Here is a 13,682-nt window from a genome sequence, read left to right on the forward strand (position 1 = left end):
ATACTGACGGAACGACTGCGATGGATCTGAACTTCACTTCCGAGGAAGAAGCGTTTCGCGCCAGCGTGCTGGCGTTTCTGCGCGACAAGCTCCCGCGACGTCTCGCCGGCAAGGTGCACGGCGGGCGGCGTCTGACGCGCGACGACATGGCCGAGTGGCACGCGATTCTGAACGCGCAAGGCTGGCTCGCGAATCACTGGCCGAAAGAGTACGGCGGCCCGGGTTGGAGCGCAGTGCAGAAATTCATCTTCGAAAACGAATGCGCACTCGCCGGCGCGCCACGCGTCGTGCCGTTCGGCGTCAACATGCTCGGGCCGGTGCTGATCAAGTACGGCAGCGAGGCGCAGAAGCGTCACTGGCTGCCGCGCATTCTCGATGGTTCCGACTGGTGGTGCCAGGGCTATTCGGAGCCCGGCGCGGGCTCCGATCTCGCGTCGGTCAAGACGACGGCAGTGCGCGGCAAGGACGCGCAGGGCGAGCACTACCTCGTCAATGGCCAGAAGACGTGGACCACACTCGGTCATTACGCGAACATGATCTTCTGCCTCGTGCGCACCGCGACCGACGTGCGCAAACAGGAAGGCATCAGCTTTCTGCTGATCGACATGAGCACGCCGGGCGTCGAAGTCCGGCCGATCATCACGCTCGACGGCGAGCACGAGGTCAATGAAGTGTTCTTCACCGACGTGCGCGTGCCGGTCGGAAATCTCGTCGGCGAAGAAAACAAGGGCTGGACCTACGCGAAATATCTGCTTACGTACGAGCGCACCAATATCGCCGGCGTCGGCTTTTCCGTCGCCGCCTTCAACCGTCTGCGCAAGATCGCCGCGACACAGCTGCGCAACGGCCGGCCGCTCGCCGAGGATCCGGCGTTCGCGGCACGCATGGCGCGCGTCGAGATCGATCTCGAGAACATGAAGACGACCAATCTTCGGGTGATCGCGGCCGTGGCAGGCGGCGGCGTGCCCGGTGCCGAGAGTTCGATGCTCAAGATTCGCGGCACGGAGATCCGTCAGGAGATCTCGTCGCTGACGCGGCGTGCGATGGGCGCTTATGCGCAGCCGTTCGTCGAGCAAGCGCTGCACGAAGGCTTCGACGGCGTGCCGGTCGGCCCCGACGAAGCCGCGAGTGCCGCGTCGCAGTACTTCAATAATCGCAAGCTGTCGATCTTCGGCGGCTCGAACGAAATCCAGAAGAACATCATTTCCAAAATGATCCTCGGACTGTAAGAGGCGCACGTCATGAATTTCCAGCACACCGAAGATCGCCGCATGCTGGCGGATACGCTGAATCGGTTTATCAGCGAGCAGTACGGCTTCGCGACGCGCGATGAAATCGCACGCTCGACGCAAGGCTTCAGCACCGAATTGTGGGCACGCTTCGCGGAGCTTGGCGTGATCGGCGCACTGTTCGACGAAGCGAGCGGCGGTTTTGGCGGCGGCGGGTTCGATATTTCCGTGGTGTTCGAGAGCATCGGCCGCGGGCTCGTCGTCGAACCGTTTCTCGATACGCTGGTCGTCGGCCGGGCGATCGCTCGCAGCGGCAGCGACGTGCAGAATGCGGCGCTGGGTTCGTTGATCGACGGCTCGCGGATCGTTGCGCTCGCGCATGGTGAACCGGACAGTCATTACGAGCTTGCCCGGGTCGCGACGACGCGCGCGCGCCGCAGCGTAAATGGCAACAGCGGCGTGTGGACGTTGCACGGCGCAAAGGCCGTCGTTCAGCATGGCGAGCATGCTCAGGCGTTCCTCGTCTCGGCACGCACGAGCGGCGAGGACGATGCCGAAGCCGGCATCACGCTGTTTCTGGTGCCGAGGGACGCGACGGGTGTGAGCGTGCGCGGCTACCGCAAGATCGACGGAGGACGCGCGGCCGAAGTGACGTTCGACGACGTCACGCTCCGCGACGACACCGTGCTCGGCTCAGTGGATCACGGCTTTGCGACGCTCGAATATGCGGTGAGTTGCGGCGTGCTCGCGCTGTGCGCGGAAGCGGTCGGCGCAATGGACGTCGCGAAAGACTACACGCTCGACTATCTGCGCACGCGCCAGCAGTTCGGCGTGCCGATCGGCAGCTTCCAGGCGTTGCAGCATCGCATGGCCGATTTGCTGCTTGAAATCGAGCAGGCGCGCTCGGCGGTGATCAACGCGGCGGCGGCGCTCGACGGCGAACGAAACGCGCGCGAGCGCGCGGTGTCGGCGGCGAAGTACAGCATCGGCCGGATCGGCACGCGAGTCGCGGAGGAATGCATCCAGTTGCACGGCGGGATCGGTATGACGTGGGAACTGCCGCTCGCGCATTACGCGAAGCGGCTCGTGATGATCGATCATCAGCTTGGGGATGAGGATCATCATCTGGAGCGGTTTGTGGCGTTGGGGGCTCAAGGGCGGTGATTCGTGTGCGCTTGCGAATGCGAACGCGTGCCGGTGACAAGTCTGCCAGATTGCACTCGCCTATTCTTGAGGAGCTGAACGTGCCAAACGAATCAAAAAAAAGTTGAGCGATGCCGGATGGACTGCATTGCGGATGCGCGAGGGCGCTGTCCTTCGCTACGACAACGACGTAGCGAACAATTGCACCTTCGGGATAGGCACGCCTGCGTACTTTGGCCGATGCACCAATGACGAAATGCGGCGGCCGGTGACCTTGGCAGATGTCAACGCTCAACTCGCAACAAGGGTTCGTGCCGCGGAAGGTTCGGTCAAAAGCCGAGTTACGGATCATGAGCTAACGCAGCGGCGGTTCGACGCTCTCGTGAGCTATACCTATAACACGGGCGCAACCGGCGCCCGACAGGCGTTAGCGGTAGCAAATCGTGGGCAGAACGATGAAGTCGCAATCGAAATGGCACGCAACGTCTATGTACATCCTCGCGATGCCCACGGGCGACGGCTACCGGCAGTGCGAATGCCAGGCTTGGTAAATCGCTGCCGCGAAGAAGCGGCGCCGTTCCTGATGCAGGGCCGGCAATGAGACGGCTGTGTGTCGCGCTTGCGCTTGTTAGCAGTTCGGCACTGGCCGCCGCATCCACTCCAGCCGACGTCATCGCAACCCGCAGTGGACTGCCCGCCAGTGAGGTCGACGCGGCCCTGTCGCATTGCGACGCGAATCAGATGAGCATGAATCTGTGCGCGTGGCACGATCAGATCGTCGCGGAGCAGAAGCTGGAGCAGCTCGTCAAGGGCAAGGCCGCGGTGTCGGCGAGTTGCAAAGCGGCGATCGAGAAGAGGCTCACCGCGTGGAAAACGCGCCGTGACGCCAACTGCAAAAAATCGGCTTCGCGAGAATGGGGCGGCGGGTCGATGCTGCCCACGGCGGTCGCGATGTGCAAGACAGCCGAAACCGAGCGCATGAGCAAAGCAATCGAGGCTTCGGGATGCAGATGAGCGTGGGCGAAGCGTTGACAGCGGGAAACGCTGCCCCGCGCGACGGGCAAGAAAAAAGGACTTACGGCTTTCACCGTAAGTCCTTTTGATCTTTTTGGTCGGGGCGAGAGGATTTGAACCTCCGACCACCTGCACCCCATGCAAGTTTTTGTCGGTTCCACGGACTTCCAACGTCTTCCGGAATATGCCTTCAACCCATTGATTTTATAATGAATTATTAGAACACCTTGTCCCACAATTTCCACTACGATGCCCTGCAAGCCCCCGAATCTGTGGGGGCAATTGTGGGGGCAAAATTTGCCCACGGGAGAATGCAATGGGCACGCTCGCCACGAGGGAATTGCAAGCGCTAACGCCGGCAGACAATGGACGACGTCTCGCTGACGGACACGGTGTCTTTGGCGTGGTCCGCGCAGGGGCAAAGGGCATCTCCGTCCAATTTTCGCTGCGCTATCGAGCAGGCGGCCGGGTACGCGAACTCCGCCTCGGCACATTCCCGAAGTCGAGCCTTCGCCAAATCAGGGATGCCCGTGACAGTGCGCGCGCACGCATTAGTTGCGGAGAAGATCCGCTGGAACACAAACGCATCGAAAAGCTGAAAAAGCTAGCCGAGACGGGCGCAGAAGTCCGTAGCCTCGAGGGCAAGCTCGCACGGAAGACGTTCAGACAGCGATTCAATGAGTGGGCCTACTCCGCTCTGCAGAAGCGGGCCGACAAGGGGCAAGAAATCCGTCGCGCATTCGAAAAGGATGTGCTACCAGTGCTCGGCGACATGGCGATGGAAGACGTGCGTCGCGCTCACATCATGTCGTCACTTGATGCGATCATCGCGCGAGGCGCCAACCGCCTCGCCAACCGGACGCTCACAGATCTCAAGCAGTTCATGAAATGGTGCCAAGCGCGAGAATACGTTTCCGTCGATCCCCTGCTTATGGTCTTAAAGAAGGATGTCGGTGGTACAGACGGTGAACGGGAGCGAACGCTCTCGGATCATGAGATCAGTGCCCTACCGAACGCCCTTGAGTCCGCGAATTTGCCCAAAACGACAAAGCATGTGTTGATGCTGATCCTGGCAACCAACGCGCGTGTGGGCGAGGTCCTCAAGACACGCAAACGCGACGTCAACCTTGAACTGCGAATTTGGCGCGTGCCATTTGAGAACGCGAAGAACGGGGACGCTCACATCGTATTTCTGTCCGACTTCGCCGCGAAGCTCATGGGTGCACTCATCCAGCTGTCCGACAGCAAGGAATGGCTGCTGCCCGCCTACCGCCGCGAAGACAAACCCGAAACGCACATCGGCCTCAAAAGCATCACCAAGCAGGTGTCGGATCGCCAGTTGGTGTTCTATGAACGTGACGCACACGCCAACCGAACCGCTAAAACTAACTCTCTCGTTCTCGGCGACGAGAAATGGACGCCGCACGACCTGCGCCGAACAGCCGCTACCTTGATGCAGTCGATCGGCATATTACCCGCTGTGATCGACAAATGTATGAACCATCGCGAGCAGAACCGCATGAAACGCATCTATCAGCGGTATCCGTATACGGTCGAGAAACGCGCCGCATGACAACTGCTGGGTGCGCGGCTGGAAAAGTTGACGGGGCAAGGTGCACCCACCGAGCAAACTCAAGGGGACGCGTCGGCCGAAATTAGAGAGCACGCCACACCGGCCGGAGCGATCGACGTCGCGACGGTGGAATAATCGACGGCAATCTGCCCGGCGCGTTCTTGATATGTCCACTCGATCGTCAATCGGTGACGGGGACCCTTGTGTATACGGCTTCTCCGGCCGGTCGGGAGTGACGATACCGTCAGCCATACCGAAAAATCCAGTCGGCAGTTTTCAGCTCTGGACAGACTGCAACAGAGAATCCACGCGCACTTTCGTTCAAACATCGCGAACACAGGGCATCCGAATGCCGACTTCTTCAGGAATACCGTCTTCGATACCGTCAGGCACTTTCCAGCGCGATCCTGGCAAAGCTTGAAGAAGCCATGATCCCAACTGCGGCCATGTTACCGACCGGAAACGATGCAAACCGTGCTGCAACCCCGGCGAGCGCAGCGCAGCGGCCGCTCGACCGGAAGATGCTGCGCAACCACGACTGGCAAGTGTCTCAATCTTCAGCAGGCGCGATCAAACTCATGTCAAGGGCAATTGTGCGTATCGCGAAACCCCGCATCGGGGAGCCCGCGCGATTCTCAGAGCCGATCAGGACACGCTAGCACGCGTCGGGCTGAGTCGGAGTTCGCCTCCATGGCGGGCCGTCGTCCCGGCGCGCTCCACGTCGGCTTTCAAGGTACAACGGCCATTCGTCTACTCGCACAGGGAGACTGGAGTTCGGCCACAGCTGTCGTTCGTGTGTCGACGCGGACGTGCCTGCTTACCGCTGCTCACCGGTCGTTCATCGAGGAGCGGCGGCGAACAGCCGCTACCGAGTTCAACGAACGCGTACTTTCGACCCCATCCGGTCACTGGATCCCTCGCCCCTTCAATGGCAGCTTCCAGGGGCGGATTCAACCGGTCGATGCAATAGTTCGATGGAACCGTTCAGCCGGCGTTTCGTAATCCAACGTCTTCCTTGGACGCTCGTTCAGCCTTCGAGCCACGGCGTTGAGTTTGGCCTGTGAGTAGACCGACAGATCGATGCCTTTCGGGAAGTATTGTCTTAACAGGCCGTTGGTATTTTCATTCGAGCCACGTTGCCAGGGGTGTTTCGGATCGCAGAAATACACGGCAATGTCGGTGGCGATGGTGAACCGTTTATGGTCCGTCCTCGTGCCGATTCCTTTGCAGACTGTCGAGCTGGTTTGTCTTTCTTCGATGGGTATAACGCGTACTTGACAGAGCCAACGCTAAAATCAACGCCCTTCTTCCGTGCATGTTCAACGATTTCATCCAGCGTATATCCCTTCTTCCTCACCGCACCGATTACCAGACGCATCTCTTTCATCGCATCGGTAATAGAGACGCGCTGCTCGGCCTCTGGCTTGACCGGCAGTGATTCCAGAGTGCGGACAAGCTCATCCCATTGCGCCCGGGTATAGCTTTTCGCAACTGGCATGGCTCGCTCCGTCGTGCTCTCTTTATCCCATCTTGTTCACTCGGGAAGACCTCGTCAACACCTGTTTTTGGCCGGATTTTCGCTATCGGAACGTCATGGAATCAGACGGATCGCGTTGGAATAAAAGAAATATTTTGGACACGTCTGGCACGAGCAACGGACCGGGCCGATGTCCGGAAAGACGTAGCGAAGGGATTCCGGGCAAACTTCACGACGGCGCAGGCGCAGAACGATCACAGGCAACAGGCTGAATCGTTCTGGCCATCAGGATTCACACAATGGAACTGCGAGCCGATAGAGACACGATAGTCTCGCAGACTATATCCCTTACTCTACGAACTCCCGATAGCCCTGCCTGCATATCTTTGGGAAAGACCGGCGAGATTTTAGGAGATCAACAGCCGCCCGAAGCTGAATCGACGTTGCCGATTCAGCGCGTGCGATTACCGACTCCAGCCGCGGCCCTCGCAGACATCTGACATTCAGGTAGCGGCAGTGGACCGGATCACTACGCAGAAATCCGCCTGCCCAGTATGCAGACTCGTTCAATCGACATCCCGCACCATGAGATACGGTGTGCGGTCGAGCAAAGGAAGAACAGCGGATTCATGGGGTGCATCCCGCGGACGCATCTGGCCGCCTTACGGAAATTCCCGGCCAACCTCGCTGAAAGCGCTTGGCCGGAAGATAAAAACGGACATTGAAACGAGGTATGGCAGGATAGGCTTGCGCCGGTTTTTGGCGCCCAGGGGGCCAACGCTTGAATTCCAGAGGGTCGTCCGCGCTGCCTCCGCATCGTCATCGTGGTCGTACGCGTCGTATTCGTCGCCGACGCACTGAACTGGATGTCCAACACTGGGCCTACGCAGAACACGACAATAGGATATGGAATGAAGCTCTGACATCAATCAAAATTTTGCTCATTTCTTTTATGTCTAGGTGAGTAGCCCATGGGAATCGCACCCACAGACCCTCTCAGGTAGGGTCGAGAACTGGCGCGCGCACTGTAGGGCTTTCGCGGTCGACAAGCAGGCTCTTTCGTTGAGCGTGCCGATGGCTTACTGGGCCGACCGCGCCTTCAACGCAAAGCTCGCGAGAACGTGGAATGCGGCGGCATCGAGCGTCCACTTGCGGCATCCGGCACGCTTCGTCGTGCTGGCGACACTGCCGATGCTCAACCCTCACGGCGCGATCGACGAACTCGAACGCGCCGCCGGATTGCCCGGCGTCCGCGGCGTCTACATGGACACCAACATCAACAATCGCGGCCTCGACGACCCGCTGTTCGAACCGGTCTTTGCGCGGATCGAGCAACTGGATTTGCCGGTTTTTCTGCATCCGCAGCAGACTGTCGGCGGCGCACGGTTGGGCGACTTCTATCTGAGCAACCTGCTCGGCAATCCGTTCGACACGGCGATTGCCGGCTCGCACCTGATACTCGGCGGTGTGATGGATCGCCATCCCCGCTTGCGCATTACGCCGCCGCACGCCGGCGGCGCGTTACCGATCCTGATGGGCCGCATCGACGCGGGCCGGACGGTTCGTCCGGAAACGCGAAGACTGGCGCAAAAAACCGAGCAGCTATCTGCGCCGCTTCAGCTACGACACGGTCTCGCATTCAGGCCCTGCGCTGGACTTTCTGATTCAGAACATCGGTATCGACAGACTGCTGCTCGGCAGCGACTACTGCTTCGACATGGGTTATGAGCAACCGGTCACGTTTCTCGATCGTCTTGCACTGCCACCGGAGCAAAAGAACCTGATTCTCGGCGGCAATGCGGCGCAACTCCTGAGCATCTAGCGCACCCCACCCTCTCCAACCATGCAGGTCATTTGCTCGATCACAGAGGCAAGAATCATGGCGGTGGCATTAGCCGGGGGAGTGGGTCGCACTCTCGGCTTGTAGATCGAATCCTCGCGACGGACGACCGCGCCGCTCACCGCACAGCGCCCTTTCACGCGGGCGCGGCAACTGATCCACACCTGATCGACGTAGCGGCACCGCGTCGCGTCCTGCCAAAGCACGGCAATCGACGTGTCGGAAAGGCGCTCGATCACTTCGACCTGAATGTGCGACGACGGCGCATAAGTGGCGCGGCGAGACGCCGGCCGCGCAAGGTATGCGTCGCCCAGGCCCTCGCTCCGATATCCGGGCAGAAGCGCATGGATCACGTGGTCCCATACGGACGCCCCAATGTCGTTTATCGTGGCGTTTGTCTTTTCGCACGAAGCACAACGCGCTTCGTGACGGATGCCGTTCGCGCGATGCGTGTGAGGCATGAGCGCAATCGCTTCTGTTTCCATATGCCGTTCCTCGATGGGGTGAGAGGCAAACCAGGCGCCGACATCATTGCGCGGGTGAGGCGTCGTAATTGACCGGCACCCAGTCATACGCACTGCCATATTTCCTGATGTGCCCCAATCCGGGAAAAGCGATATGCGCGGCGCCGACGAGATAATGTTTGTCCGCGGCGAGCTTGAGCGCGTAGCGGCGCGAGCGCCGCGCCGCTACCGCGTCGGAGTCGTACTCGACGGACGCCGCAGGGTTGCGCAACTGGATCGCCGCGACATGAATGACATCGCCCCACACAAGCAGATCTTTGGAATCGCTCTCTACGAGATATGCCGTATGGCCCGGCGTATGGCCGGGAAGCGCAGCGGCCCGAATCCCGGGATCGAGTTCGAGGTCCCCGCTGAAGGGCTTGAAGCGGCCGGCCGCCACATAGGGGGCGACGGATGCGATTGCCGCATCGAAAAATGTGCTGAGAAAAGCGGGCCTTTCGTTTTGTTCGCCGGATTCAGCCAATAGTCCGCTTCGGTCCGGCTGGTCCGCACAACCGCATTCGGAAACACCATCGCACCGTTGGCGACGATGCCACCAACATGGTCTTTATGCAGATGCGTGAGCAATACCTCGTCGATCTGCCCGGGCTGATAGCCCGCGGCGCGCAGATTAGCCAGCAGGCGTCCGCAGCAGTCGCCATAGAGCACGCCCGCGCCGGTGTCGATAAGAATCAGCTTCGAACCGGTATTGATCAGAAAGGCGTTGATCGATCCTTGAACCGGTGCCTGCAAAAAATCGCGCGCGAGGTCACGTTCGACTTCAGCCTTCGGTACACCTTCAATTACCGTGTCGATCGGAAACGGATGCGTGCCGTCGAGCAATGCGGTCACTTCGAACTGACCGACCATCATCCGATAAAAACCTGGGCCCTGCGTTTTGACCTGCGGCGCAGCGGCAAACGCACTGTTCGGCCCCACCCCCGCTACGATGCTCAGTATCACGATGCACCACGCACCGACATTCGTGGATAATCCGCGCCGAATCAGCTTCATTACTTTGTTCCTCGTGGTTGGCTCCAGCATGGAAAAAGCATACGACGGCACGTTCGAAACCGTTGCTAATTTTTATTAATAGTCCTGAGCCAACGCGGTGATCAATGGCCGGCGGCAAGCACAACTGCTGATGCCGCGCTAGAGTGCGATATCGCAAGAGTCAGAAACCTAGGGAAATGCTGATTAATGTGCCGCCCGCGCGGCTTGCAGATGAAGCGGCGTCGAATTTTACGGATAACGAATCGAATCGGCGCTCATTTCGATGAATCTGGCTCGTAAACGAGCTTCTCTGCTCGCCTTTTTCACACGCAAGACGGATTGCTCCCATGAACCGATCGCAACAGATTTCGCGCAATCACCAGATTCGCCAGAGCGAACAGGCTGAACAGTTGCGCGGTGTTCTTCGCCAGGCCCTTGTATCGGGTCTTGTGATGGTGAAACAGGTTCTTGACGATATGGAACGGATGCTCGACCCGCGCCCGGATCTGCGCCTTGGTTCGTTCAACCGCGATCACCAGGTCCTTCAGCGGGCCTTCCGACATCGCCTTGATCTTTCCGCGCTTGACCGCGACGTGCCACTTCACTGCCTTGCCCTGCATTTCGTCGCGCTTGTCTACGCCAATGTAGCCCGCGTCGGCGAACGCTTCCTCCTCATGGCCGTGCAGCAGCAGATGGGCTTGCGACACATCCGACACGTTAGCCGCCGTGCCGACCACACTGTGGATCAGGCCCGACTCGGCGTCCACGCCAACGTGGGCTTTCATCCCGAAGTGCCATTCGTTGCCCTTCTTCGTTTGATGCATCTCCGGGTCACGGCTCTTCTCAGTGTTTTTGGTCGACGGTGGCGCTTCGATGATCGTCGCATCCACCAGCGTGCCTTCCTTCATCAGCAGTCCACGCTCACACAGCGAGATACCAATCTCGTCGAACAGCTTCCGTGTCAGTTCGTGCTCGGTCAGCAGACGCCGGAATTTCAACAGCGTGGTCGCATCCGGCACGTTCTCGACTGCCAGATCAATGCCGGCGAAAGCACGCAGTGCGACGCTGTCATACAGTGCGTCTTCCAGTCCTTCGTCCGACAGCCCGTACCACTGTTGCAGGAAGTAGATCCGCAACATCCGCTCCAGGCCAATCGGCGGACGGCCTCGCGCGCCCTTCGGGTAATGCGGCTCAATTGCCGCCAGCAAGCGCTGCCAAGGCACAATCTTCTCCATCTCCGCCAGGAAGCGTTGGCGCCTCGTCACGCGCTTCTTGCCTGCAATTTCCGCTTCCGCGAAGCCGATCTGCCTCTTCATCGTCGGGGGTCCGTTCCGTGAGTTGCCTTCTATAACGTCCTCGGCCACGTCAACGATGACAGCCAAGCCGCATTAATCAGTGTTTCCCTAGACTGAATCATTGAATGGACACTGCACCACGAACATGAAAATAGCCATTGCCGGCGGTTCAATAGCAGGACTCGCATGCGCGTTGACGCTGACGTGCACGGGTCACGACGTGCACGTCTACGAGCGTGCCACGGCGCCGCTTCGCGGTCGCGGCGGCGGCGTCGTGGTGTTGCGGCAAATGCTACGGTTTCTCGAACAGCACGGCCATCGGGTCCGCGCCATGTTGTCGGTACCCACGCACCGCCGGCGCTGGATCGATCGGAACGGTAACGTGATTCGCGAGGACCCCGAATTGCTGCCGTTTTCTTCCTGGGACGCCGTCTACCGGTCGCTATGCAGCATGCTGCCGCCCACCGCCATTCTCTACGGGCACACCGTCGAGAGTGTCGCTGAAGTTGCGGACAGCGTCGATATCCGATTCGCAGATGGCGCGGCACCGGTTCGCGCCGACATCCTGATCGCCGCGGACGGCACCGGTTCGCGGCTTCGCTCGATGCTGTTTCCCGATAGCGCTTCGTCGTATGCGGGCTACATCGCGTGGCGCGGCGTGGTGGATGAAAGCACGTTCAACCGCGCCGACATCGCGGATCTGGTCGAGAACATGACGCTCTTCCATGCGGCAAGCGAACTGTTCATGACGTTCCTGATTCCCGCGCTGGACGGCTCCCTCGAACCGGGCACGCGCCGCTTCAATTGGCTCTGGTACAGGAACGAAACCCATGCGGCGTCAATCGGGGCGTTTCTCACCGGCCGCGACGGTCTGCGTCACCATGCGTCGGTGGCGCCCGGCGAACTGTCGGAGCGATCGCTGGCGCACCTGCATCAGGCGGCGCTGGAGCGCCTTCCACGCACGCTGTCGCAACTGGTGGCCGCAACCGGAGCCCCCTTCCTGCAGGCGATCTCCGATGCGCTGAGTCCGTCGTTCGCCAAAGGCCGCATCGCGTTGGTCGGCGACGCCGCGTGCACGCTGCGGCCCCATACCGGCTCGGGCACGTCGAAAGCCGCCGATGACGCCGTGAGCCTCGCGCAAGCGCTCGCGGAGCCGGGTCCTGATGTCGCCCGGATACTCGCGGAGTGGGCCACGGTTCGACGTGCAGCCGTCGAACCCCTGCTTCTCAAGGGGCCGCGGCTCGCTCAATCGTTCGGCCTTGGTTCGCCATAATGCACGCACCGCCATTGCAGCAGACGCCTTCGCATAAGGCGTTGAGCATGCGCACCGCGTCCGACATCGGACTGAAATAGTCGACGTCCACAATCGCCGACTACAGGCACGCCTTGTTCATCGTTCGATTCCGCCAGTCATGTCGTCGACGCGAAAATAAACACGCTCGTTCGCCCCCGAAATACCGAAAGCTAAACAAAAATTAATATTTGACCTCGATTATTTTCGAGATAATTGCGCATCCCGCCGATTATCACCATCTGCTGATCTTGGCAACGCGAACCGGCAAGCGGCTGTAGCGAGACGAACAGAGGTGACGGATCATGCTTGACCATTCAGAAGCTTTCACTGCGACGGCATTCCGGCACAAGGACTCGCTGGGATGCGTTTCGAATCAACTGCACAAAGACCTTGAACTCGATACGGGCGAATTCGCGTTTTATCGCAAATGCAGGCGTCGCGAACAAACCAGCGAGGTAGCGACGCCCGCCTCGGATCGCGGGTTCCTGATCGGTGTTTCGCTGACAGCCGGCCATCGTAGGCGAATCATCTCGGGCAGTCGGTCGGCATTGCACGACTTCGAGAAGGACTCGGTCTACATTCGCAATTTCGAAGAGGACTACCGCGCGGACTTGCACGGCGCATTCGATTTCGTGCTGGTGGAACTCTCGCGCGCCTTTATCACGAATACCTGCTACGAGCGCAGCGGGTCCGCCATCGCGGGCTTCTCATCGCTGCCGGGCCGCAAAGACCCGATCTTCGGTCATCTGGCACAGGTATTGGCGCTCACGCTCGACAGCCCGGATAACGTCAGTCCGCTCTTCGTCGAGCAACTGGGCGTGACCATCGGCACGCATCTGATCGACCGGTATGGCAACGCGCCGGCTCAATCGAACAAGAAGAGCCGGCGGTTGTCGAGCCTGCATGAAACGCGCGCCAAAGATATGCTCCTCGCGAAGGCACAAGGGAGCGTTTCGCTCGAAAAAATCGCGAGCGCGTGCAATCTGTCGCGCAGCTACTTCATCCGCGCATTTCGCGAGACCACGGATCGCACGCCGCATCAATGGCTGTTGGAGCAGCGCATCGATCGCGCCCGGGATCTGCTGCGGCATTCCGACGGATCGTTGTCGGATATCGCGATTGCATGCGGCTTCTCGGATCAAAGCCACTTCACGCGAACCTTCTCGCAATTGGTCGGTATGCCCCCGGGTACCTGGCGCCGCCACGCACGCAACTGAATCGCGTGGCTCCCAAGTTCTGCTGCAAAGTTTTTTGATCAGACATTAGGCAAGCAGGGCGTGGCACGCCCTTCCCGCGGCACCGGACTTTCCTACAAAGCATC

General features: G+C 60.0%; 11 protein-coding genes and 3 pseudogenes. 9 read left to right on the top strand and 5 right to left on the bottom strand.

Annotated elements, in window-relative coordinates:
- Positions 1–20: 20 nt before the first annotated feature.
- From OKW29_RS28995 to OKW29_RS29015, 5 genes are all read left to right on the top strand, one after another.
- Positions 21–1,229, top strand: coding sequence for an acyl-CoA dehydrogenase family protein (locus OKW29_RS28995; RefSeq protein ID WP_429293511.1), 1,209 nt, complete (start codon positions 21–23; stop codon positions 1,227–1,229).
- A 12-nt stretch (positions 1,230–1,241) separates the two neighbouring features.
- Positions 1,242–2,393: an acyl-CoA dehydrogenase family protein gene (locus tag OKW29_RS29000; protein ID WP_429293512.1), complete on the top strand. Its 1,152-nt coding sequence runs from the start codon at positions 1,242–1,244 to the stop codon at positions 2,391–2,393.
- Between the two features lie 103 nt (positions 2,394–2,496).
- Positions 2,497–2,973 (top strand): glycoside hydrolase family protein, encoded by a 477-nt coding sequence (locus OKW29_RS29005; protein ID WP_429293513.1) that lies wholly within the window; start codon positions 2,497–2,499, stop codon positions 2,971–2,973.
- A complete protein-coding gene (locus tag OKW29_RS29010; RefSeq protein WP_429293514.1) occupies positions 2,970–3,386 on the top strand; it encodes a lysozyme inhibitor LprI family protein in 417 nt (138 codons plus the stop codon). Before OKW29_RS29005 ends, OKW29_RS29010 begins: the two co-directional genes overlap by 4 nt.
- A gap of 316 nt (positions 3,387–3,702) precedes the next feature.
- Positions 3,703–4,959, top strand: a complete 1,257-nt coding sequence (locus tag OKW29_RS29015) for a tyrosine-type recombinase/integrase (RefSeq protein ID WP_429293515.1) — start codon at positions 3,703–3,705, stop codon at positions 4,957–4,959.
- A gap of 950 nt (positions 4,960–5,909) precedes the next feature.
- Here OKW29_RS29015 and OKW29_RS29020 read toward each other — a convergent pair.
- Both OKW29_RS29020 and OKW29_RS29025 read right to left on the bottom strand, forming a co-directional pair.
- Positions 5,910–6,164: pseudogene (locus OKW29_RS29020) on the bottom strand (IS30 family transposase); the annotation flags it as partial.
- Complete coding sequence (locus OKW29_RS29025; protein ID WP_429293516.1) at positions 6,062–6,457, bottom strand: hypothetical protein; 396 nt, start codon at positions 6,455–6,457, stop codon at positions 6,062–6,064. The pseudogene OKW29_RS29020 and the gene OKW29_RS29025, both read right to left, overlap by 103 nt.
- A gap of 1,053 nt (positions 6,458–7,510) precedes the next feature.
- Here OKW29_RS29025 and OKW29_RS29030 point away from each other — a divergent pair.
- Together OKW29_RS29030 and OKW29_RS29035 are read left to right on the top strand one after the other, a co-directional pair.
- Positions 7,511–7,909, top strand: a pseudogene (locus tag OKW29_RS29030) (amidohydrolase family protein); the annotation flags it as partial.
- 133 nt (positions 7,910–8,042) lie between these two features.
- Complete coding sequence (locus tag OKW29_RS29035) at positions 8,043–8,258, top strand: amidohydrolase family protein (RefSeq protein WP_429294961.1); 216 nt, start codon at positions 8,043–8,045, stop codon at positions 8,256–8,258.
- Here OKW29_RS29035 and OKW29_RS29040 read toward each other — a convergent pair.
- The 3 genes and pseudogenes from OKW29_RS29040 to OKW29_RS29050 all read right to left on the bottom strand — a co-directional run bounded on the left by OKW29_RS29040 (position 8,255) and on the right by OKW29_RS29050 (position 11,088).
- Positions 8,255–8,860 carry a DUF3331 domain-containing protein gene (locus OKW29_RS29040; RefSeq protein WP_429293517.1) on the bottom strand — a complete coding sequence of 202 codons (606 nt, stop codon included), beginning with the start codon at positions 8,858–8,860 and terminating at the stop codon, positions 8,255–8,257. The genes OKW29_RS29035 and OKW29_RS29040 overlap by 4 nt on opposite strands.
- Positions 8,805–9,793 (bottom strand): annotated as a pseudogene (locus OKW29_RS29045) (MBL fold metallo-hydrolase). The gene OKW29_RS29040 and the pseudogene OKW29_RS29045 overlap by 56 nt, the downstream one beginning before the upstream one ends.
- Positions 9,794–10,095: 302 nt before the next feature.
- Complete coding sequence (locus OKW29_RS29050) at positions 10,096–11,088, bottom strand: IS5 family transposase (protein WP_429292348.1); 993 nt, start codon at positions 11,086–11,088, stop codon at positions 10,096–10,098.
- Positions 11,089–11,212: 124 nt separating this feature from the next.
- On the opposite strand from OKW29_RS29050, the gene OKW29_RS29055 reads away from it, so the two are divergent.
- Complete coding sequence (locus tag OKW29_RS29055; protein ID WP_429293518.1) at positions 11,213–12,340, top strand: FAD-dependent monooxygenase; 1,128 nt, start codon at positions 11,213–11,215, stop codon at positions 12,338–12,340.
- 323 nt (positions 12,341–12,663) lie between these two features.
- A complete protein-coding gene (locus OKW29_RS29060; RefSeq protein ID WP_184074445.1) occupies positions 12,664–13,578 on the top strand; it encodes a helix-turn-helix transcriptional regulator in 915 nt (304 codons plus the stop codon).
- The last annotated feature ends 104 nt before the right edge of the window (positions 13,579–13,682 follow it).

It is taken from the genome of Paraburkholderia sp. CI3, from assembly GCF_050436505.1.
Lineage (GTDB): Bacteria > Pseudomonadota > Gammaproteobacteria > Burkholderiales > Burkholderiaceae > Paraburkholderia > Paraburkholderia tuberum.